The sequence below is a fragment of the Candidatus Kapaibacterium thiocyanatum genome (assembly GCA_001899175.1).
Lineage (GTDB): Bacteria > Bacteroidota > Ignavibacteria > Kapaibacteriales > Kapaibacteriaceae > Kapaibacterium > Kapaibacterium thiocyanatum.
The window spans coordinates 1-20,653 of sequence record MKVH01000003.1; the positions used below are offsets into that span (position 1 = coordinate 1).

Genomic DNA, 20,653 nt, shown 5'->3' on the forward strand with positions numbered 1-20,653 from the left:
CGTCAAACATTTCCTTGGCCGTATGCAAGTCTCTGGCCTTATCGGAGTCTACCCTAAAGAACTCCCAACCCCGAAACCTCCTGTAAGCCCAGTAAAACTGAACGGAATCATTGGGGTGGGAAGTCTTACAGGAGTACCCAATTACCAGTAGAACTCTATGGAATCTATTCGAAGCCTCGTTGAAAGCAGCCTGTCTGTAGAAGAGGTCATCGCTAGGATTAGGAAGGAGAGAATAGAACTTTCGTTTACGGAATTATTCCCTTGAGAAACCACGGATAGCCTCCTAACCATTGAATTTCGGCTTTAATCTCTGTCCTACGTAGCAAGACAGAAATTAAAGCCGGGCCGTCCCTTACGTAAATAGTTGAAGATTATCGAGACCCGCGAGCTTTGAACTTTAAATACTCCTGATACGTTTTGTTTAAGTCTATCACTTTTCCTGTGTCTGTAGTTTTTACAGGGAATAGCCCAAGCACGTTTCCAAGGAAGCTGTAGGCATCGTACTTCTTCGTAACACGCACAACCTCATCAATAACCTTAATTGTCTCCGGATCAGCGAGAATAGGCGTATTCAAGAATACGGGACTAGCTTCAATAGCGTCACGACTGACACCATCATATAGAACAGTCGACGATACAAAGTGGTCTGGATAAGATTCGATTGTTTCTCGAATGATCGGAGTACTGACTGCGCTTGAGGTTTTGATCCACTTAACTTCGGTCAATCGCTTCTGTCGGCGTAGAAGCGAGACCCAGTCGCAGATGAAAACAAGCATACTTAGACGCTCAGGACTGCACTTTCCATTCCGCTGTAGAATGGCAACCATGATTTGAGCTAGGTGATTGCTGTACATTACTCAATCTCCCTTGACAAATCTGGACGACTGAAGTGTGCCTTTTGTGCTGCGATCATAGATGTAAGACGTGACATGCCCTCCATACTGAAGAATTCATCGAACTTTTGTTGTGTCCAACACACATTAGATTCTGACTCAAGGAGAAGAATAGCGTGCTCTTGAAGACCAATGTCAATTCTAACACCTGAATAGGTTCATCCCCGCGTGTGCGGGTGACATACTAATACAGAAACCCCTGAATCATAATGGGTTAACCGAAACTACGAAACCGTACCGATGTTTGCCTTCTCCTAATACAACGATTTTCAAAGAACATACGATATAGCCGAATCACCCTGCCGTCAACCACTATCCCTGGCCTCGGCAAGGAACGACACCAGCTGGATACCGTCCATCTCCCTGGGAATCCTTCTGTTCGTACCAAGGGTCCGGAACCGGAAGCCGCTTTCATGGGAAGAATCGCTCCAGCAGATGACGGCATTGCCATCCTCGAGACCGATCTCGACATTGCGCCAGATCATGTCACGTACCTTGCGGTTGTACACGCCGACATATACCCCGGCACGCACTTCGAGAAGCCATACTCCGAGACGACCCCGCAGACGCGGCGGCGCATTCTCAACGACGATGACCATCATCACCATCTCCTTTCGGATCAACGAACGCAGGTAATATCTGCCCCGGTGCAGGTGTGGGCTTGTCGATACCACCCGCTGATAGAACGTCCTCGATGATGGGGATGATCCGCTCGAGCAGGTTGCTCTTCCTGAACATGTCCCTGCAGGCAAGGCGTACTTCCCTGTCGATATTCTCCGGCCTCTTCGCCGCCATGGCGAACGCGATGGGGACGACGGTGTCGAACTTGAAGAGGTCGGCGATGTCGTATACGAACGACAGAGGCTTTCCCGTGTGGACGAAACCGATGGCAGGTGCATATCCCGCAGCGAGTACCGCAGCCTCCGTCACACCATAGAGACAGGCGGTGGCAGAGGACAACGCCCTGTTGATGGGGTCGGCTCCCTCCCAGTCCTCGACGTCGTAGTCACGCCCTTGCCAGCGCACGCCGTACTGTGCCGCCAGTACCTGATACATCTTGCGCACACGTGCCCCTTCGATGCCACGTAGCTGTTGGATGGAACGCCTCGCCGGCGGCTCCTCCATGAATCGGAGTGCATACATCTTCCGTACGACCTTCAACCGTAGATCGTCGTCGAGCGCAAGCCTGGCCTGGTAGAGAAGCCGGTCCGATCTCGCACCACCGGGTTGTCCCGCCGAATAGAGGCGAACGGAAGCTTCACCGACCCAGATGAGCAACGTGCCCGTACGAGCCGCCAGCATGACGGCATTGTGCGAAATGCGGGTACCTGGCTCCAGCATGAGGCACGCCACACCTCCGACAGGAATATGCGTGCGGGTTCCGTCCTCGATGACCGATACGAAGGACCCGTCGAGAACGTCGATCTGCGAACGTTCGACCCAGAGGATGGAAAGACGCTCCTTGATCGGTATGGCACCGAGGTCCGGAAGCAATGGACTCGAAAACGACATCGGAACACCTCATTCGTTGTAACAACGATCGCTAGCGCGAAAACGTGATTCATCTATCTTATTCTCCCGATCGCCATGTCTGCCCACAATACCTCCGTACCTAATCGAGGCGCGACGCCGGCACTACCCCGGGATACCGAGGGGCAGGATGTCGATCATATATACTTATGCTATCGCATCGTCCGAATGACAACGCCGCCACCGGACCATCGATCCGATGACGGCGATATCGATGTCATTATCTCTGGCGTCGGACGAGCATCAACCCACATCCCCAGGCCCGCGCGTGGCCGAGGCCGGAGAGCAGCATGGATGTGAACGCATTGCCGTCACGCACCTGCAGAACACCGGATACATCCAGCATGCTGAGTGTTTTCTTCTCGTCTTTGGGATGATCGTCGACGGAATAATTGTCGACGACGAGGCTGTCCGCCACTATCGCGAATCCGTTCTGTCCACCACGGCGATCGAGCCATAGACGCGACTCTTCCAGATGGAGGACATGGCGGGGCCGGCGTATGCCGTTCGCCATATCGGAACGGCGTGCGCTGCCCATGATGTCCACGCGGTTGCCACGACGTTTGAGCTTGATGTTGTCCGCATCGTACACCGCCTTGACAGGATTGCAGCGCAGGGAGAATGCAAGGTTCTCACCGTCGCGGATGACGGGATTGTAACGCTTGGTCTCGACGTTCCACACGTCATCGACGCTACCCAATGGCTGTTCGGAGACGATGGTGAAGATCGGCAGACCATCGGGGTCATTATCGGCACGGTAGATGAAGTCACGTTTCTGATCATCATGTCTGCCGGCCAGCTTCCATACGAGTTGATGAAGACCGTAGGCATCGAGACGAAGGATGCGATGACGTCGTAACTCGGCCAGGGTGACATCAGGACGTAGTGAGACACGGGATATGTGATGACTCATGATCCTCCGCCTCCTTCCTGTGCGACGCCATCCATGGCGATTTCCGGGGGCCGTGTACCGTAGTCGGTGGATACCGAACGTCGTTCCAGAAACACCGTCACGGAACGACTGTCATGCGTACGTTCTCCGAAATCTACCGGGACGTCCCGACGCTGTACTCTGGAAATGGGATTCAGGCCCGACGAAGCGAATACGCTTTCGAGATTCGTGTCGACGACATAGCGAACATCTCCAACCGTACTTCTGCCGGAACGTACGGGAATCTGTCGGAGTGCCGTCCAGGCATCCGTATCCACCAGCGATGAGTCATCGACGATGGGCAGACTCGGCGGACATGACTTGCGGCCGAGGAACAGGGCCCAACGTGGAGCCATGAGTGCAGTATGGAGTCGTTCGAGCAGGTGCCTGTCCTCGCTCTGCAGCCCTACGAGAAATGAGGCGTCATGTAGATAGTAGCGATACGACAACTGGGCTTCCTTGATGGAACCTTGGGCTGTGATGACGTTCTGTGCCGTGTGGAAGTCCTCGTCGATCATTCCCTGTGCATCGACGCGAACGGCCATGCCCAGAGATGTAAGATCCTCGACGGGTTCCGAACGATCACGTCCGAGAGCACAGCACAGCAAGCCAATGACGGCACTCTTCGTAGGTTCCAACGTGGTTTCCCGGAACTCGAAACGGCTCTCGATACCGTAGGACTGCATGGGACCATGCAGCCGCAGGAGTAGTGTGTGTGGCATCTTACGCTCCGAGCTTGCTCTTGACGTTCGACACCGTACTGTCGATGAGTGCATCGAGTGATTTCACGGCGGTGTTCTGCAGATCTCCGAGGAGCGCTCGGTCGTTCGACGTGATGGTGAAGACGGATCGTTCGCCACTGCCGAAGAGGCCATCGAGCGTCGACCAGTGCTCCCCGAGTTTCTTCACGGAATTCTCGACGAGTGACTTGCCGTCTTTCGATTGCACATCCGGCCGTACGGGAGCTTCGAAGGCATTCGCGAGCGATACCGGTGCCGAACCCTGACGGACCACGACCATGACGAGCGATGGCGGTGTATGCGCGGCGAACGACGTCTGTTTTCCGGAGGGCAGGGCCAGGGCATACGCACGGAGATAGGCGGCGAGTCCTGTCAACGACAGCTCCACGTCGTTGCCCAGATTCTTGACGAGTAGCGGCACGTCGACGACGGAGTAGCCGTAGAAGCAGGCGGAATTGTAGCCCGTCAGTCCCATCATCCCGGCGCCTTGCGTCCCTTCTTCCTCGTTGATGTCATCGACGGCGGTGAAGAAGTCGAACTCGCTTTTCAACTGATTCGTGGATATCAGGTGGGCAACCTGACTCGCGGCGTCGACGTTGAGCTCGGGGAACTCTGCCAGCATACGCCCGAACAGGGCGATGTCCACACTTCCGACGGATTTCACGTTCTTGCTCTTGCCGACGAGGATGTTCTGAATGGCCTTCTTGAGCTCGGCCGTAAGATCCTGGAGTCCCGAAGCTTCTTCCCCTTTCGCCTCCTTCTTCTTCTTGCTCTTGCCCTTGGTCTTGCCTTCCTCGTCACTGGCGTCGGTCTGCGGAATGGCACGAAGGGCCTCGATGAGATCGCTGGATCGGGATGCGATGATGTCGGCGATCGCCGCGATGTGTGCGTTCGAGATGTAGACGAGGACGGACGTCTTGCCTTCCTTGATCGCACCGAAACCGACATCTCCGATGACGGCTTCGCTTATCGCCGTGGCATCGCTACCGGGAATTGCATGATCCTTGACGAGGATCTCGGACACGAGCTTGGCGAGATGTTTCGTGCGTGTGCCGATGATTCCCGCGACGCCGTTGTCGAATTCCGGCGACTGCCGTACGGCACGCTTGATGGCCTGGGCCGAGATACGACTGCGTAGCGCACCGCCGAAGTAGGCCGTCTTTGGTTGATTGTTCTGGTCCCGGTTCAGGTTTGCCGCAGGGACGTTACGAAGTGTATGGATTTCGACGAAGAATTGTTGCTGACTCATGGTATCGTCCTTGATCAAGATTCGGTGGTTGGAATGTCCCCGCTTTCCGGGGATGTATCGGAATCGGCGGTCTTATCGCTACCTGCCCAGAAGTCCTTGGCCCATCTACGCTGGATATAGCCATGGTTGCTGTTCCATCCGCGCAGGTCGGAATACAGGTCGTAGAAATTCAGTTGCTTGTCCTTGGAGTCGAGCTGACCCAGGATGGCATTCAGCATTTCCAATGCGTCGGATAGCGAGGCGTCGAGCAGCGTCGACATACGTAGGTCGAGAGATTCGGCTCCGACCGCAAGAGAAGCCCGTAACCTTCTGCATGCCGTACCAAGGGATACGGGAGCGTTCGTATGCATATCCGGATAGCAGGCGCATAATCCAGCTATCGCGATCTGAAGATCTGCATGCTCGCTCATCGTCAGAGTATTGCCAAGTACCTTGAATGCGTCGATGGGTCTGTCGGCCATGTAGGCGAATTTCAGTCGCGCGACGTTCGCCCGTGCCGATGCCGATTCCTTGCCCGTACGTTGTGCTCGGCCATGCCATTCGATAACCCTGCCGATGGATGCGACCGGTGGATCGGCAGACTGTTTCGTCGTTGGTGGATCCGAAGATCCTTCGCTGTGGGACATGAATGTCGTCCTTCGATAGTAGATAGAAATAGAATATGATCGGAATGTCAGGCGACGTCCGCTGCGGCGAATTCCCGATGCAGGATAGCGTGGGCGAGCGCGGCAGCACGTGCACTACGCGCCGTCGTTCCGTAACTGTCGGTGATGTTCTTCAATACGCGTTCCGCGGTATGACGGCACTCACGGCGCCAGTCTTCGGCGATCTCGTCCCGTTCGTCGGTGGAACCGGATCGAGCCAATCGTCGGATGTAGTCATGGATCATGGTACCGAGTGCGGACCAGTATTTGCTCTTCCATGAGAACGAGTTCTTCAAGGCGATGACTTCCCTGCGCTCGATGTCGCCAAGGTTCGTCTTGTCGGGGTGCAGCAACGTTTTCGCGAACTGCCATAGTCCCTGATCGAGGTTCTTTTCCAGACCGTTGGCCGTATGCAGGAGCTGGTCGAGGCGATCGCGATTGTCAGGGTCGGCGGCGATGCCGGGATAGAACGGAAATCGTTCCATGTGCGAGTGCTCGATCTTCCCTTTATCCGTCTGGACGCCGAAGGCGAACATGTCGATGTGTACCGGCTCACCATGCGGAGGAGCGGGTGCATTCCGATGCTCCTGTAGAACCGAAGGAGGGTGATACCTGGACGAGCCGGATTCGGCCGCCGCGTAGAGGATCTGATACTCACGCCACAGGGCCTTCTCACGATCGAGGTTCAGGACACGTTCCTCATCCTTGTCGTTCATGTAATAGGCCATCATCGGATCGCGGGCGACGGAGACATCCTTGTCGCCTTGCGAGAGAAAGACGCCATCGACATTGTCGTCGTCGGCTCGTGTCAAGAGAAGGCGCCTGCTCTGGAATGTCAGAAGGTCCAGCAAACCGGCGTCGGCGCGCTGTTCGGCGTGAACGGATGGGCGCTCCCATGCAGGCATGTCGTCAGGCTCGCTCTCGCGGAAGTATGCCAGGGGAGCGTTCAGCAGTAACGACTCCAGGAGGTCCTTGCCGGCGATCCAGAAGATGATGCCTCCGGCGACGAGTGTGCCATGGGAGAAGTTGAAGGGTTTGGATACTCCGCCGCCCACGGCATAGGCCTGCGCCGTGATGAGGGCCCGCGCGGCTTCGGCATTGGTCATGGTGCGGCCGTCCTCTTCGTACCGATGGGAGAACCATACGGCATTCGCACCACTCGCGTCCTCGAAGACCAGTTTGTTGAGCGACTGTTTCTTCTCGCTCGAGGGTTGAACGTGCTGGTAGAACGGTCGCTCCGGATGGAAGAGCTCGAACCGGTGGCCCCATTGCTCGACGTAGTCGTCGAACGGCTGCATCGGAAGTGGTCCGACCGTATCCGGAGATTTCTTCCAGCCGGGAATCCGGTCTCCATAGACGCGGATGAAGACGGCCAGAAGAAAGCGACGAAGTGCGGCGGCCTCGCTCACCGACGTGGTGACGAGGTCCGTGATATCACCGCTCCGCTCGAAGACCTGGCGGAGGCTCAGAAGTCCGGTGGTCCTTCCATCCTGAAGGCGGCATGGAAGCCAGGGCAGTGTGATCAGGTTAAAACTCATGTGATGATCCCTCACGTATATATCTGATATCGAAACGATGTCCTACCCAGAGAATGTGTATGTCGCTTGTATAGGACGAAACATCGAACATACATCGAAACTGCTCAGTCGATCTCCAGACCAATTACAGCATCGAATCCCACGGTACACGATCCGTCTCCTGCTTCCCAGACGAGATCATCGAAGACGAGCGGCGTCAGATAGCCGAGTGCCGGACAGCCTTCGGTCAGCGTCTTCCAGTACCGTACGTCACCGTCCTGCTCATCCCTCATCATGTCCAGAAGCGCGTGGACGACAGCACGTTTGGAGATGGGAGCTTCGTTCTCGAGCGCTTCGCGGATACCGGTGGTCGTCGTGAGGAGCTCGGCGTTGAAGGGGCGTCGTAATGCCGGGTCGAGGAACCAGTTTCCGTCGTCGTCGGCATGGAGACACAGGACGCGAATGGAGTTGTCGGCCAGCCTGGTACTGGCTCGTATACGGTTCTCGATGTTTTCGTCGTCGAGGAGCGGCAGGCCTTCCATGATCGATGCGGCATGGTGTGGATCGTCGATGAGGACCTTCCGTGCCATTTGCCGGCTGACGGCCGTCGATGCTTCATGCCGGGCAAGAGCTTTCGCCATACCCGAATCGAGGTCATCGACGACATCGTCGTAGACTCTTCCGATCAAGGTTCTGATATCGCCCGGAGAATCGAACGAGTCGATCGTTCGCAGGAGATCCCATGTACGTCGCATGATCAGCTCGTCGTAGACGGCTGCGACGCTCGTGAACGACGGCTTCGCCGAATCGCGCGGAGGCATGACGATGTGAAGGTTGGGCTGTTCGTAGCCAGAGGGACGTTGCCGATGCGAATGCCGGTGAATCCGTCCTGCACGCTGGATGACGAGGTCGATGGGAGCGATGTCCGAGAACATGACGTCGAAATCGATGTCGAGCGACTGCTCCAGTATCTGCGTGCCGACGACGATGCCCCTGCGCTCTCCGTCGTAGTCCTTGCCGAAACGACGAAGGATCACGTCTTCCTTCTGTTCCCGCATACTGTGCGTCATACGGGAGTGGAGGATGAACATGGATAGACTATCCGCATTCGACGTCGTAGCTCCGGCCGCATCCAGCAGCGCGCGGAAGACGTCGATGGAACGGTCCACGGTGTTGCAGACGATGGCCACGGCACAGCCTGCCCGCCAGGCATCGAGGGCACGTTCGACGATGTTCCGATGCGCTGGATCGTGATCAGGAAACCGCAGATGGACGGTTCGGGTTGCATGACGAGGAAGCTCGTGCATCACGACGTCGTTCCCGCTCGCAAGTGTGACGGCCGGATAGCAAGCCTCATTGCCATCGATCGTTGCGGTCGTGCCTGCCCAGGCTTCGATCAATCTTTGTTTCGTGGGACCCGGCAGGGTAGCCGAGAGGATGATGACATCCGACCCGATGGCCCTCAGCCACTGGACCAGCCTGCAGAGCAGCGTCAACATGTAGGTATCGTAGGCGTGGACTTCATCGAAGACGATGGTCTTGTCCGCGAGACCGAGAAGGCGAAGGAAGAAGAACCGCGACTGCAGTACGGCCAGGAGCGTTTGATCGATGGTACCGATACCGTAGGGAGCGAGAAGGGCCCGCTTCTTGGGCAGGAACCAGCTTGCCGTGGCTACGACGGCACCCTCCGACGACATATCCGGGCGTTCGTCGTCCTCCATGATGGCTTCCATCCGACCGAGCAGGGAGATGCGCCGAACCAGGTCTTCCTGCCGAGGATCGAGATTGCTGTGCCCATGGACGAGCAGCGCATTGACGAATGAGCCCGCTCGGTGACCGCGTGACAAGGCCTGCTCGAAACGAGTGAACAACCCGTTGCTCGTAGCCTGCGTCGGCATCGCGAGGTAGATTCCCCGTCCCTTCCTTTTTGACTGTCGCGTCAGTGCCAGGTAAAGGGCAGCCTCGGTCTTTCCACCACCTGTCGGTGCTTCGATGATGGTCAACAGTTGATCATCGGCTGCATGTCCATTCGTCAGGTCGATGACGGACCGCTGGAAAGGATTCGGAATGAATGGCCGTCCTTCCGGGTCTACGAAGATGTCCCCGAAGTCACGAGAGACGATGTCAGCCACACGGTCGATGTACAACCGCTCGATGAGGGAAGCGGCATGCTCGCGTGCGACAGGCAGATAGGCGTGAAGGTCCTCACCATCGTAGAGCGGAAACCTGTCATCGCCATCGTCGATGGATGCCAACCAGTCGGCGTAGGTGACGAGGCCGATGAAGAGATACGTCCATGGCTGCCATTCCTTCGTCTCCGTTCCGCCCGGGATGTATGGATCGAGGATGTCGACGATACAATCGATGAGGTCGAGCTGAGCCTTGCCCCATGAGTCCGGCCCTCCATGCCTGTCTTCCGTTCTATCTCTGGACGATGACAAGGTCACGGCCTTCGAATGATGCAGGCCGAGCAGGAATGCGAGGTTCTCGAAGATCGGTCCACTACGTGGAGATCGTCTGGATTCCCAGTGTCTCAACAAGGCATACGTGGCATGGGCATGATGGACACGTATGGCATCCCTGCTTTTTGTGAGCAGTTTCTTCGGAAACGTGAGTCCTGCAGTCTGAAGCCTGTCACGCGATGGAACGTGCAGGTGCTGAAAGGAAGGAATTGCCTTGCCGATATCGTGCATTCCCGCCATGAAGCAAAGAAATGATCTTGCCTGATCCTCCGAACACCCGATACCGTGCGCGATATCGTGCCTGAGAGAGGGAGGTAGCACACGATCCCACAGGACTTCGGCGACGACTGCGACGTCGATCAGATGCGACCAAAGCGGACGTATCCATTCCGAATCAGGGTTCTTCCTGTCGGTCTTGGCCCAGAACAGAAGATGTACTGGAGTTGTCATCATGGACGATCTGCAACGTGAATCGATGATATTCCGAACGGAGTTCGGGTAGATGATGATGAGTGACAGGACTCGTCGCCGACACATACGATCGGGATGGACCATCGCATAACCCGAAGGTACCTCAGTGCATGGTCTTCGTCGTAATGACGGCCTTCGTTCCGCACATGGCTTCGAGTCCTTTGCGGACGTCCCAGTACCATTCCCAGTCGCTGTGGGCCGAATCGTCGTAGTAGAACTCGGACGTGGAGGACGTCGCCCCGAATGCGGTCTGACCACGGTTCACGGTCCGGGCGGTGGCTACGATGTACATCGGCTTCGCTCCGACGGGCATACCGGTAATGCCTGGCGTCTCGGGCTTCCCTTCCACGTCGGAACGTATCGATACCTGCCAGACACGTTTGGAAGTCGTACCCGTCCATACGTCGTGCTGCTCGGCCGACTCGGCCTGTACGAGACCGATGATGGTATCGGCCAGCGTAACGGTGAAGCCCGACTGCACGAACAACGACGTCGCCGACCGCAGCACGTCTGCCTTGCTCCGATCAGGACAACCGATATTGTGTTGTTTGACCTTCGTCGTCATGCATCCGGAGAGGATGGTGAGCACTACAATACCGATGGACGGCAGGTACGAGGAACGCATGGTATCGCCTGAATACATAGGAAACGATACGAATCTCGTCGGATACGCGACGTATTATGTCGCGGTCTGTCACCAGGATTCTACTTCGGCGATCTTTTTCTTGCAGAGCTCGATCAGGGCAGCCGGCGCCACCACACGTATACTATCTGCCCAGCCGAGTATCCATGACAACAGCTCCGGAGACAACGGAACGGACATCGTCAACGTTCCATGTCCATCATCATGCTCGGTGAACTGCTGTGTGGGATGCCATTCCCTGTTCCGGAAGAAGCGGACCGCCTCCGGTTTGATGGAAAGAACGATAGTTTCCACATCTCCGCTGTAGACACCGAATCTGCTTTTAACATAGGAAAGCTCATGGAATTCATGTAACGGATCCGAGACATCGTTCGCGCGCTCGACGCAGACGATAGCGTCGACCGCGAGTGTGATGTACGTCCGATATCGGGGATGCCATGCCGCGACGTACAGCCTTCCCGCATGATTGAGCAATCGACAGAACGAGACCACGAAGGTATGACCTTCGGGATGGGCTGCGGACCGATACGTGACTCTATCCCAATGTGGATCGATGATGGCGTCGACGATCTGCGTCATCGTTCGGTCATCGATGGCATTCATGTATCTACCCGGCGAAACCTCGGTAGTGATATCGGATCTCAGGAACAGTTCACCGGGAACGAGGGCATTCAGTTTTGAACGCAACGACGTAAGATCGCGCTCGATACGCGTATGCTTCATCGCCGACAGAACTCCCTTCAGGGAATAGAGTGCCAGAAGTTCGTATCTGTCGATGGAGGTGGAGACGAGAGACTGATAGTATCTCGGTATTCCGTATCGGGGCGTCTTGCCGTCCTCGTATACATCGAGTGGGATGCCGGCATCTTCCATCGCACGGAGATCCCGCTGAAGCTGGCGTTTGGTGACGGATACTTCGTCGTGCTGGCTATCGAGGCGTTGTATCAGTTCCGTCGTGCTCAGCCGTTCACCATTGCTGAGCATGACGAGGATGCGTATGACGCGGCGTACTTGTGCCGACATGATCGTTCGATGGAATGTATGGACGGACGCGATTATCCGCCCAATCTACGACATGGCCGGAGGACCGGTCCGTCATCCCTTCCCTACCTCGCCCCCGCCTGCTCCAGCAGCGACACCACGAGCTTGCGCTTGTTCTCCTTCGCATACGTCAACGCGGTCTTGAGCGAGAAGTCCACGGCATTGACGTCGGGCTTGTACTTGAGCATGAGGCCGATCATGCCGTCCTCGCCGAGAAACGACAGGAGCATGAGGGGCGTGCGACCCTTGGGGTCGCGGACGTCGACGTTCGCCCCGCCCCTGAGCAGTTCCATCATGATATGAAGATGCCGTTCGCCGCAGGCGACGAGCAGAGCCGTATTGCCGTTGACGTCCCGAAGTTCGGTGTTGGCACGGGCTTCGAGGAGGGTGGTGACGAGGGCGGTGACGCCCTGCTTGCTGGCCACGATGAGGGCAGTCCTTCCCTTGTGGTCCTGCAGATCGAGGTTGGCCTTGTGTGCGATGAGAACGTCGAGCGCACGTTCACGCGAGTTGAAGGCCGCACCCATGAGGGCCGTCATGCCGCTTCCGGATTGGGCGTCGATGTCGGCGCCCTTGTCCAGAAGCAGCTCGACCATGGCGGAGTCTCCCGCGACGGCGGCGATCATGAGCGGCGTGAGCCCTTCCGCGTCACGCTGGTTGACGTCGGTGGATTTCTTGCCGAGCAGCTTCTGGACGGTCTTGACGTTGCCCGCCCGTACCGCCTCGACGAGTGGCTGCGCTGTAACGACGGACGGGCCGGCTGTCGCGAGCAGGCCCGTCACGATGAGTGTCGAAAGGAGAAATTTCACGGCACCGACCTTTACTTAGAATCCCTGCTTCTGGATGAAGATACCCTTGTCGACCTTGACGAAAAAGTCCTGGTAGAACTTCGGGTCCTCGATCACGGATACCTCGACGGGCTGGCCGGTGTTATCCAGGATCTTTGCCTGGAAATTGGCCCGCACCTTGGACCGCCTGCCGAGTTCGCTGATGTTGACGCTGACTTCGACGACCTTGAACTTGTTATAGCGTACGTCCTGCGTGCGGTTGGTGCGCGTCTTGTACGACGAACCACGGAAGACGGAGGAGAAGACCTCGCCCCAGTAGTCGTCACTGGCCGTCGACGTTCGACCCTGGGCGATATCCACCTCCTTGGTCGCGGTCAGCAGGCCCAGGTCCACGACGGCGTTCTTGACGACGAAGCCGTCATCCTGCAGCACGTTGAGTACGGCCTTCATGATGAGCTTGACGTCGTTGGTGTCGTACTCGCGCGTCTGGAATTCACGGATCTGCAATTGGGTCTTGGGTGGCTGCGTCTGCGGCGCACGATTCACGATCGTACAACCGGCGACCACGATACCCAGCAGAGCTCCGACGAGAAGGATTCGCATCGATGTCGTCCTTGCTTAGAATTTGCTTTGATGGTACGTGAAGCTGTCGACCTTGCCGCTGGCATCGTACTTGATCACGACGGTGAGCGTACGCTGCGTGGTGCTGGCGGCACCCTGCTGGCTCGACGAATTGAAGAGGATGAGGAAGAGGTTGTTCTGGCTCTGCGAATACGATGCCTCGGTGGCGATCTTGTCGTAGACCCAGGTCTCGCGCTCCTTCTCGTCCTTCGTCACGATGTTGGGCGAGCCCAGCGCTTCGGCGACTTCCGCGCCGCTCATGCCCTTGCGGATCTCGCGCTGGACGATGCCGACCGTCATGTTGCGTTCCTGCGTGGAACGGAGGTCCTGCTGATGATCGGACGCCGTACGGCAGCCGACGAGCGTCGTGACGGCCAGCGTGGCCACGATGGCCAGCGATCGGGAAATGTTCATGGTTGGAATCCGGTGATTGGGAGTGATGATCAGAATTGAACGGCGATGCCGACGTTGAACATGACCATGTCGGTGGACGACACGGGAGCCGACTTGAAGGTATAGCTGTTCGAGCTGCTGAGTTCGAAATTGGAGAGGGTGGCGCCGCCACCCTTGAGATAGCGCATGCGCACGTCGAACAGGATACGGTTCAGTTGCGAGGGCAGAGTGATGACGTCGGCGATCTTGGCCGAGATACCCACACCCACGCCGTAGGTGAATGACACGTCGGAACGGTTTTCGGATTGACGGCGGTTCACGTCGAAGCGGGTCTGCGTGATCTCGTAGTTGGAGAGGAAGAGGTTCATGCCGACGATCCCTTCCACGTAGGGAAACACCCACGTGGCGATGTCGGGCTGGAGCCGTGCGGATACGTTCAATGGAATGATCGACGTTTGGGTCTCGAATTTGAGTGTATCCCAGAACAGTCCGCTCGGGAATCGCTGCGACCGGGAGTTCATGCCCATGAAGAGCACGCCACCTTCGAGCGTGACGGCCACGGGCACGGGGTCGAAGTAATATCCGACGTTAAGATCGAAGCCATAGCCTACCTGCGGTGCACCGATCGATGCCAGGGAGTCGCGGAAGGCTCCCTGCGGATTGCCCACCTGGAACCTGATACCGGCGAACCAGTTGAGGGGTTCGGCCTTGAGACGCTCGATCATCAGCTCTTCCTCGTTGATGACGCGCGGCGGCAGCGAACCGCCCGTGCCGCCGCCGGCGACGGCCTCCTGGGCATGGATGGATGGAGCGATGGCCGCGAGGGCCAGGGCGAAGACGACGGTCGTACGTTTGATGATGTTCATGGTCGTTGTCGATGATCCGATGTTCGTAGTACGGTGCGATGTACGTGCAACGGTTCCTCCTGTTGCAGTGCGGGACAAAGATACGATGCCACGAACGGTGGCGTCTTCAATGTAAAACGTTGATTGTAAAGGGAATTTGACTCGGATAGGCCTCCCCTCTCCCGTTAGCTTCGCATCGAATTCCGGGGGGAATCCATCATGAGAACACGTCGACAGATCCTTCAGACATTGGCCCTGGGCGGCCTCGCCTCACTGGCTGCACCGCATGCGCTGTGCGCCGAACCATGCGGACCCAGTGTAGCTCCGACCATCCGGACCAGGCGTCCGGACCTTCATTCCGTCGATGATGCCGGCGTATGGCTGTGCTGGATCGGTCATTCCACGGTGCTGATGAACGTCTTCGGCACGTGGATCCTGACGGATCCGGTGATGTTCGATCATTACGGATTGAACATCCTGGGGCTGTCCATCGGCCCTCGTCGTATGAACGAACCGGCTCTTCCACTGGAAGAGCTGCCACGGCCGGACCTGCTCTTGTTATCCCACGCCCACATGGACCACATGGATCGCCGTACGCTGACCGCCCTGTCCGAACGGTATCCGGGCGAGATCGACGTGATCACGGCGGCGAGGACGAGCGACGTGGTCGACGATCTGCCCTGGCGCTCGCTGAACGAGATGGATTGGGGGGATCGCGTCACGACGAACGGCATCACCCTGCGCTGTCTGCAGGTGAAGCACAACGGATGGCGCTGGCCGGGCGAAGCCTGCCGTGCCAACGGCCAGCCTCGTACGGGCCGCAGCTACAACGGATACTACATCGAGCGCAATGGTGTGGGCATCGTCTTCGGCGGGGATACGGCATACACGACGTCGTTCAAGGACGTGCCGGGTAACGTGGACGTGGCCATCATGCCGATCGGTGCCTACGATCCCTACCCTGAAACGCATTGCACGCCGGAAGAATCGCTTGCGATGGCAGAGATGATGAAGGCCAGGTTCTTCGTGCCGATCCATCACAGTACGTTCAAGCAAAGCGAGGAACCGATGACCGAGCCCGTCAGCCGCCTTCTCTCGGCGATGAAGAAGGGCTCGAGTTCACAGCTCGCCCTGCATTCCGTAGGAGAAACCATCGGCTTCGATCTGGGCTGAACACGTCAGGGTATGACGATCCAGCCATTGTTCCGCAGGGTCCTGTCGATGACGTCATGGATGCGCTGCAACGATGGCGTGCGCACGCCGCCGAAATCCATGGATCGTCCGCCGATGACGATGCTGCAGATGCCATGATCGGGCTTGTCGATGGTGGTCGCATCGTGCATGACCTTGTCGATCGCTTCTCCAAGCGCCGCACGCTCCGCGTCCTCCAGCCTCACATACAGCACGGGATCGTGTGTTCGTCTACGGTCGTTCCATAGACGTACCCATCCCGCCGTATCGATCGATACGGCGAACGACCGGCGTTCCGCATACGGATCGAAGCAGGACAGAAGAACGAGGTCGTCGTCGACCTTCCTTCCGTCGCCCGCAAGGCTACGCTCCCCGTCATTCCGGACGGTGTCCGTGAGCTCGATGCCAGGGGGAGGGCCTCCCTCCGGTGTGATGCGCAGCGAGGCGATGCCCCAGGCCTCGTTGTCGGTGGTGGGGCGTACGTCCTTGAGGACGCCGATGAAATCGATGATGGCGGAATCTCTGTCGTGCGGTACGACGAAGCGCAGACGGTAGCCGGCATCGAGTGGGCCGTCGTAGACATTGGCCTCGGTGAAGCGGAATCCCGTCACGTTGGTGTCGGCAGCTCCGGACCAGCGTGGATTCGCTGCCCTGCCCACCCCGCGGGGATAGCTCTGTGCCCATGTGGTGTTGCTGAAGGTCGAATGGAGAAGCGTATCGCGTCCGTCGACGACGATGGACAGGCGATCTCCATCCGCATTGCCATCCCACGACCCGAGAATATAGACGAGAGCTTCGACGACGAGACGGCCGTGTGGAGGAAGACTGTCGAGGGTGATGCGTACATGCTGATTGCCGAACGGTCCGGCATAGCGTTTCCTGCTTCCCGATATTGCGAGGAACTTGCGGAATGCCGTCGGCGTCGGGACGTTCGTGGACCACCTGGCCTTCGACGTGGTGAAGGCCATGGATCCCGCCTTGAAATGATACCACACCGAATCCGTCAGGGCCGACGACTCATGCATCGGAAAGAGTGCGACGAGGATCAGACCCAGTACGTAACGTGCGACGACGGAGTCGTATGTTCGAACGTTGTTCACGGACGAAAACTACGATGGATTCCCTTTTCGATGATGCGCCTGCGGCCGCCCCACAGCGTCCTTCACGCAATGCTCCACTCGCCGAACGTGCCCGGCCGCACGATATCGATGCCGTCGCCGGGCAACATCACCTCCTCGGTGAGGGCGGACCGTTACGGATATTCGCCGAGCGCGGAGAGCTGCCTTCCATCATCCTGTGGGGTCCTCCGGGAACGGGCAAGACGACCCTCGCTCACGCTCTCGCGACATCGGTCGGTATGGCCATGGAACGTCTGTCGGCCGTGGAAGCCGGCGTGAAGGAACTCCGCGAAGTGCTGCAGCGTGCCGAGCGTCAGCGAGGTAAGGGCCGTCGTTTCCTTCTCTTCATCGACGAAATCCATCGCTTCAACAAGGCACAGCAGGATGCGCTCCTGCATGCCGTCGAGCGCGGGTTGATCACGTTGATCGGCGCCACGACGGAGAATCCTTCCTTCGAAATCAATGCGGCTCTTCTCAGCCGCTGCCAGGTCTATCGTCTGCATTCCCTCACCGATGGAGACCTCCGTCGTATCGTCGATCACGCCCTGTCGGGCGACGAGGCGATGCAGGACCTCAACGTCGTGATCGATGATTGGAATGCCCTGCTGACCGTTGCCGGTGGCGATGCCCGCACTGCCCTCAATGCCGTGGAAACGGCTGCCCTCCTGGCGATGCCCGACGCCGATGGTGTGCGGCATATCACGCACGACGTTCTCCAGCAGGCCGTGCAACGAAAGATCGTCCAGTACGACAAGCACGGCGAATCGCACTACGACACGATCTCCGCCTTCATCAAGTCGATGCGCGGTTCCGATCCGGATGCCGCTCTTCTTTGGCTCGCCAAGATGGTCGAGGCGGGAGAGGATCCCCTCTTCATCGCACGCCGGATGATCATCTTCGCCAGTGAGGACATCGGCAACGCCGATCCCCACGCGCTGGGCCTCGCCCTTGCCGTCTTCCAGTCCGTGGAGCGTATCGGCATGCCCGAAGGCCGTATACCGCTGGCCCAGGGTGTGACCTATCTGGCGTCGGCACCGAAGTCCAATGCTTCGTACAAGGCGATCGACCGTGCGCTGGAAGCCGTGGCTGAAGGGGCCGACCTCACGGTTCCGCTCCACCTGCGCAATGCGCCCACGAAGCTGATGAAGCAGGAAGGATATGGCCGGGATTATCGGTATCCGCACGATTCACCTGGCCATTTCATACGCGAAACCTACGTACCCGAGGGCAGTACCGCTCCCGCATTCTATCGCCCGGATGGTCAGGGTCAGGAACGCTCCATCCTGGAACGCCTCAAGACCTGGTGGCCGGAACGCTTTCACGGGGGCGAATGATCGGGCGAAAAAAAATCGGCGCGGAGGTGGGACATTTTTCCCCGGGTCGTGTCCTTGCTCTTGTATGACCGATCCTACGACATATCAGGACCGTGAGCTGGTGGCGATGATACATGCCGGCCAGACCGATGCCGAGAAGGCTTTCCGGGTTCTCTACAACCGGTACGTCAAACGGCTCTACCTGTATTGTCTCAAGATCATGGGCAGCCAGGCGACGGCCCGGGACATCGTGCAGGACGTATTCCTGAAGTTCCTGATCAAGGTCCGCGAAGGCGAGATCATCGAGTCCACTCCGGCCTATCTGATGACCATCGCACGCAACCTCTGCCTCAACCAACGGCGTAATGGACGTATCGAGTACATGGATCTCGAGGACATCATGCCGGCCACCGAAGATCATCCGTACGAGACGAAGGATATCCATGCCCACCTGCAGACGGCAATGGCCGCCTTGCCCACGGCATATCGCGAAACGCTGATCCTTCAGATCTACGGTGGTCTGAGCTATGCCGAAATCTGCGAAGTGACGGGTGAGACGCTGCCGGTGGTACGGCACAGGATCTCCCGCGCGAAACAGAAGCTGCGTACCCTGCTGCTACCGATTCTCGAACACTGACCGACCATACGGGGAGGGATGCCTGTATGAAACCCAATGACGATATGAACCACGAACTCATCGACCGCTGGCTCGACGGCACGGCGACGACCGAAGAAGCGGATCAGTTGTTCGCTACGGCGGCCAACGATTCCTCCGTACGGTCGGAGATGCAGGCAGCCGTCGCCATGCGCAACACGGTCGATCGTGAGATCGCCGCGACGATGGTGCCAGAAGACATGTATGCGTCCATCGTCACGAAGGCCCAGACGGCCGGAGCGCTGCCTCCTGCTGCATCCGTACTGTCGGGCTCCGCACTGACCGTGATCGGTACGGCCGTCTCCGTTCTGGCTGGCGCCGCCGCCATCGCCATCATCGGATGGAATGCCTACAAGCCGATGATCGCCGATACGGCCGCTGCGAGCGGTAACATCGACGCTTCCGGTTCCGTCGTTGCACAGCCGGTAATCACGCCGGGTTCGACGATAGAACGGCCACGGGCGTTGCCTGCCGTATCGCCCGAGGGCCGGAACGATGGCCAGGCCGCCACGGATGGTCCGACCGGAACGATGACGGTATCGCCATCGGATGCGAAGGATATGGACGAGGTCTTGAACAGGACGTCGACGCCGGCCCAGACGCATGACGGAACGATCGGTACGATACGGAACCGGCATCGTCAGGATGCCGCTGCAATGGACGGTTCGATGCCCTTGAGTCTCCGTAACGATCGCGATGACCGTCGCCGTCAGGACGACATGCCGCCTTCGGCGGAATCGCTTCGGCCCCCCGTCGAGCCCGTGACGTCCATCACGATGGCCACTCCGGTGGCGATCGGCCATCAGTCCGCCGCCACCCGGCCTTCATCGGAGACGACGACGGCCACGCCGTCGACCCTTGACGTACCCGACATGTCGTATCCCTCGCAACGGATAATGGAAGTACGTGTGATCCAGCAGCCCCTCTCCGGCGCGAGCGGAACGAACGGCGACATCTGGAACCTGGGAGTCGAGCTCGATCTGAAGCTGTCCGATATCCATGCCATCGGCGCCGGTATCCACCGTTCGGCTTTCAGCTATACGATGATGAACGCGGACGGCACACTGTCGCAGCAGACGTCCATGACGTGGGCGGACCTGCACTGGCGTACGATGCCGATGATCGATCTCGGAATGGACATCAGGCCGTTCCTGCAACTGGCCGTCGGTGGATCGTCGCGCGGCGGCATCGTGGAACCGGCAGTCGGCCTGCAGAAATCGTTCGGCCCCCTGAACGTATCGGCCGGCGCAGACCTCATGACCTTCGTCTATCAGAATCACGGGCGATGGAGTGCGATGGTGCGTCCCTCGCTACGCCTTGGGCTCGGACTTCGCTGGTAGGACTGACTTCGAATGACCGATCATACTTCAATGAACATCTCCAACAGGAGTACTGCGATGAAACGTGCCATCACACTCTGGGTGAGCGTCGCTATAGCAGGTATCACGCTCATGGCCTGCGATCACTTCATTCCGTTCCCCGGCGATCCGGTCGATCCGGGACATCCCGATACGACGGATACCGGCAATCCCCGGGATACGACGAATCACGGCCCGCGTGATCCCTGGGATACGACGAATCATGGTCCTCGTGATCCCTGGGATACGA

General features: G+C 58.2%; 20 protein-coding genes and 1 pseudogene (1 of these 21 cut by a window edge). 5 read left to right on the forward strand and 16 right to left on the reverse strand.

Annotated features, from left to right (window positions below):
- Nucleotides 1-371: 371 nt before the first annotated feature.
- The 15 genes from BGO89_03635 to BGO89_03705 all read right to left on the reverse strand — a co-directional run bounded on the left by BGO89_03635 (nucleotide 372) and on the right by BGO89_03705 (nucleotide 14,789).
- Nucleotides 372-854, reverse strand: coding sequence for a hypothetical protein (locus tag BGO89_03635; GenBank protein ID OJX60679.1), 483 nt, complete (start codon nucleotides 852-854; stop codon nucleotides 372-374).
- Between the two features lie 344 nt (nucleotides 855-1,198).
- Nucleotides 1,199-1,495, reverse strand: coding sequence for a type I-E CRISPR-associated endoribonuclease Cas2 (locus BGO89_03640; protein ID OJX60957.1), 297 nt, complete (start codon nucleotides 1,493-1,495; stop codon nucleotides 1,199-1,201).
- Nucleotides 1,476-2,387, reverse strand: a complete 912-nt coding sequence (locus BGO89_03645; GenBank protein ID OJX60956.1) for a subtype I-E CRISPR-associated endonuclease Cas1 — start codon at nucleotides 2,385-2,387, stop codon at nucleotides 1,476-1,478. Before BGO89_03645 ends, BGO89_03640 begins: the two co-directional genes overlap by 20 nt.
- A 256-nt stretch (nucleotides 2,388-2,643) precedes the next feature.
- Nucleotides 2,644-3,336 (reverse strand): type I-E CRISPR-associated protein Cas6/Cse3/CasE, encoded by a 693-nt coding sequence (locus tag BGO89_03650; GenBank protein ID OJX60680.1) that lies wholly within the window; start codon nucleotides 3,334-3,336, stop codon nucleotides 2,644-2,646.
- Complete coding sequence (locus BGO89_03655) at nucleotides 3,333-4,076, reverse strand: type I-E CRISPR-associated protein Cas5/CasD (protein OJX60681.1); 744 nt, start codon at nucleotides 4,074-4,076, stop codon at nucleotides 3,333-3,335. The genes BGO89_03650 and BGO89_03655 overlap by 4 nt, the downstream gene beginning before the upstream one ends.
- A 1-nt stretch (nucleotide 4,077) precedes the next feature.
- Complete coding sequence (locus tag BGO89_03660; protein ID OJX60958.1) at nucleotides 4,078-5,343, reverse strand: type I-E CRISPR-associated protein Cas7/Cse4/CasC; 1,266 nt, start codon at nucleotides 5,341-5,343, stop codon at nucleotides 4,078-4,080.
- Nucleotides 5,344-5,357: 14 nt separating this feature from the next.
- Complete coding sequence (locus BGO89_03665) at nucleotides 5,358-5,969, reverse strand: type I-E CRISPR-associated protein Cse2/CasB (protein OJX60682.1); 612 nt, start codon at nucleotides 5,967-5,969, stop codon at nucleotides 5,358-5,360.
- Between the two features lie 47 nt (nucleotides 5,970-6,016).
- Nucleotides 6,017-7,525 carry a type I-E CRISPR-associated protein Cse1/CasA gene (locus BGO89_03670; protein OJX60683.1) on the reverse strand — a complete coding sequence of 503 codons (1,509 nt, stop codon included), beginning with the start codon at nucleotides 7,523-7,525 and terminating at the stop codon, nucleotides 6,017-6,019.
- A 104-nt stretch (nucleotides 7,526-7,629) separates the two neighbouring features.
- A complete protein-coding gene (locus BGO89_03675; protein OJX60684.1) occupies nucleotides 7,630-10,521 on the reverse strand; it encodes a hypothetical protein in 2,892 nt (963 codons plus the stop codon).
- A gap of 19 nt (nucleotides 10,522-10,540) precedes the next feature.
- Entirely contained in the window at nucleotides 10,541-11,080 is a 540-nt protein-coding gene (locus BGO89_03680; GenBank protein OJX60685.1) for a hypothetical protein, read from the reverse strand.
- A 51-nt stretch (nucleotides 11,081-11,131) separates the two neighbouring features.
- On the reverse strand, nucleotides 11,132-12,103 hold the full coding sequence (locus BGO89_03685) for a hypothetical protein (GenBank protein OJX60686.1): 972 nt from the start codon (nucleotides 12,101-12,103) through the stop codon (nucleotides 11,132-11,134).
- A gap of 83 nt (nucleotides 12,104-12,186) precedes the next feature.
- Entirely contained in the window at nucleotides 12,187-12,930 is a 744-nt protein-coding gene (locus BGO89_03690) for a hypothetical protein (GenBank protein ID OJX60687.1), read from the reverse strand.
- Nucleotides 12,931-12,945: 15 nt separating this feature from the next.
- A complete protein-coding gene (locus tag BGO89_03695) occupies nucleotides 12,946-13,512 on the reverse strand; it encodes a hypothetical protein (protein ID OJX60688.1) in 567 nt (188 codons plus the stop codon).
- A gap of 15 nt (nucleotides 13,513-13,527) precedes the next feature.
- On the reverse strand, nucleotides 13,528-13,944 hold the full coding sequence (locus BGO89_03700) for a hypothetical protein (protein ID OJX60689.1): 417 nt from the start codon (nucleotides 13,942-13,944) through the stop codon (nucleotides 13,528-13,530).
- A gap of 29 nt (nucleotides 13,945-13,973) precedes the next feature.
- Nucleotides 13,974-14,789 (reverse strand): hypothetical protein, encoded by an 816-nt coding sequence (locus tag BGO89_03705; protein ID OJX60690.1) that lies wholly within the window; start codon nucleotides 14,787-14,789, stop codon nucleotides 13,974-13,976.
- A gap of 198 nt (nucleotides 14,790-14,987) precedes the next feature.
- On the opposite strand from BGO89_03705, the gene BGO89_03710 reads away from it, so the two are divergent.
- Nucleotides 14,988-15,941 (forward strand): hypothetical protein, encoded by a 954-nt coding sequence (locus BGO89_03710; GenBank protein ID OJX60691.1) that lies wholly within the window; start codon nucleotides 14,988-14,990, stop codon nucleotides 15,939-15,941.
- A gap of 5 nt (nucleotides 15,942-15,946) precedes the next feature.
- On the opposite strand, the gene BGO89_03715 is transcribed toward BGO89_03710, so the two are convergent.
- Complete coding sequence (locus tag BGO89_03715) at nucleotides 15,947-17,059, reverse strand: hypothetical protein (GenBank protein OJX60692.1); 1,113 nt, start codon at nucleotides 17,057-17,059, stop codon at nucleotides 15,947-15,949.
- Nucleotides 17,060-17,073: 14 nt separating this feature from the next.
- Here BGO89_03715 and BGO89_03720 point away from each other — a divergent pair, with 14 nt between their 5' ends.
- The 4 genes and pseudogenes from BGO89_03720 to BGO89_03735 form a co-directional block, all read left to right on the forward strand.
- Complete coding sequence (locus BGO89_03720; protein ID OJX60693.1) at nucleotides 17,074-18,411, forward strand: AAA family ATPase; 1,338 nt, start codon at nucleotides 17,074-17,076, stop codon at nucleotides 18,409-18,411.
- 64 nt (nucleotides 18,412-18,475) lie between these two features.
- Nucleotides 18,476-19,027, forward strand: a complete 552-nt coding sequence (locus BGO89_03725; GenBank protein ID OJX60694.1) for a hypothetical protein — start codon at nucleotides 18,476-18,478, stop codon at nucleotides 19,025-19,027.
- A 26-nt stretch (nucleotides 19,028-19,053) separates the two neighbouring features.
- Entirely contained in the window at nucleotides 19,054-20,385 is a 1,332-nt protein-coding gene (locus tag BGO89_03730; GenBank protein ID OJX60695.1) for a hypothetical protein, read from the forward strand.
- Nucleotides 20,386-20,442: 57 nt separating this feature from the next.
- Nucleotides 20,443-20,653 (forward strand): annotated as a pseudogene (locus BGO89_03735) (hypothetical protein); it runs 62 nt beyond the window's last position.

Coding starts and splice junctions, on each gene's coding strand:
- BGO89_03655 (OJX60681.1), bottom strand. CDS start 4,076: ATGCCACACACACTACTCCTGCGGCTGCATGGTCCCATGCAGTCCTAC.
- BGO89_03640 (OJX60957.1), bottom strand. CDS start 1,495: ATGATGGTCATCGTCGTTGAGAATGCGCCGCCGCGTCTGCGGGGTCGT.
- BGO89_03725 (OJX60694.1), top strand. CDS start 18,476: ATGACCGATCCTACGACATATCAGGACCGTGAGCTGGTGGCGATGATA.
- BGO89_03730 (OJX60695.1), top strand. CDS start 19,054: ATGAAACCCAATGACGATATGAACCACGAACTCATCGACCGCTGGCTC.
- BGO89_03705 (OJX60690.1), bottom strand. CDS start 14,789: ATGAACATCATCAAACGTACGACCGTCGTCTTCGCCCTGGCCCTCGCG.
- BGO89_03680 (OJX60685.1), bottom strand. CDS start 11,080: ATGTATTCAGGCGATACCATGCGTTCCTCGTACCTGCCGTCCATCGGT.
- BGO89_03670 (OJX60683.1), bottom strand. CDS start 7,525: ATGAGTTTTAACCTGATCACACTGCCCTGGCTTCCATGCCGCCTTCAG.
- BGO89_03720 (OJX60693.1), top strand. CDS start 17,074: ATGGATTCCCTTTTCGATGATGCGCCTGCGGCCGCCCCACAGCGTCCT.
- BGO89_03675 (OJX60684.1), bottom strand. CDS start 10,521: ATGGTCCATCCCGATCGTATGTGTCGGCGACGAGTCCTGTCACTCATC.
- BGO89_03695 (OJX60688.1), bottom strand. CDS start 13,512: ATGCGAATCCTTCTCGTCGGAGCTCTGCTGGGTATCGTGGTCGCCGGT.
- BGO89_03685 (OJX60686.1), bottom strand. CDS start 12,103: ATGTCGGCACAAGTACGCCGCGTCATACGCATCCTCGTCATGCTCAGC.
- BGO89_03650 (OJX60680.1), bottom strand. CDS start 3,336: ATGAGTCATCACATATCCCGTGTCTCACTACGTCCTGATGTCACCCTG.
- BGO89_03700 (OJX60689.1), bottom strand. CDS start 13,944: ATGAACATTTCCCGATCGCTGGCCATCGTGGCCACGCTGGCCGTCACG.
- BGO89_03660 (OJX60958.1), bottom strand. CDS start 5,343: ATGAGTCAGCAACAATTCTTCGTCGAAATCCATACACTTCGTAACGTC.
- BGO89_03635 (OJX60679.1), bottom strand. CDS start 854: ATGTACAGCAATCACCTAGCTCAAATCATGGTTGCCATTCTACAGCGG.
- BGO89_03665 (OJX60682.1), bottom strand. CDS start 5,969: ATGTCCCACAGCGAAGGATCTTCGGATCCACCAACGACGAAACAGTCT.
- BGO89_03710 (OJX60691.1), top strand. CDS start 14,988: ATGAGAACACGTCGACAGATCCTTCAGACATTGGCCCTGGGCGGCCTC.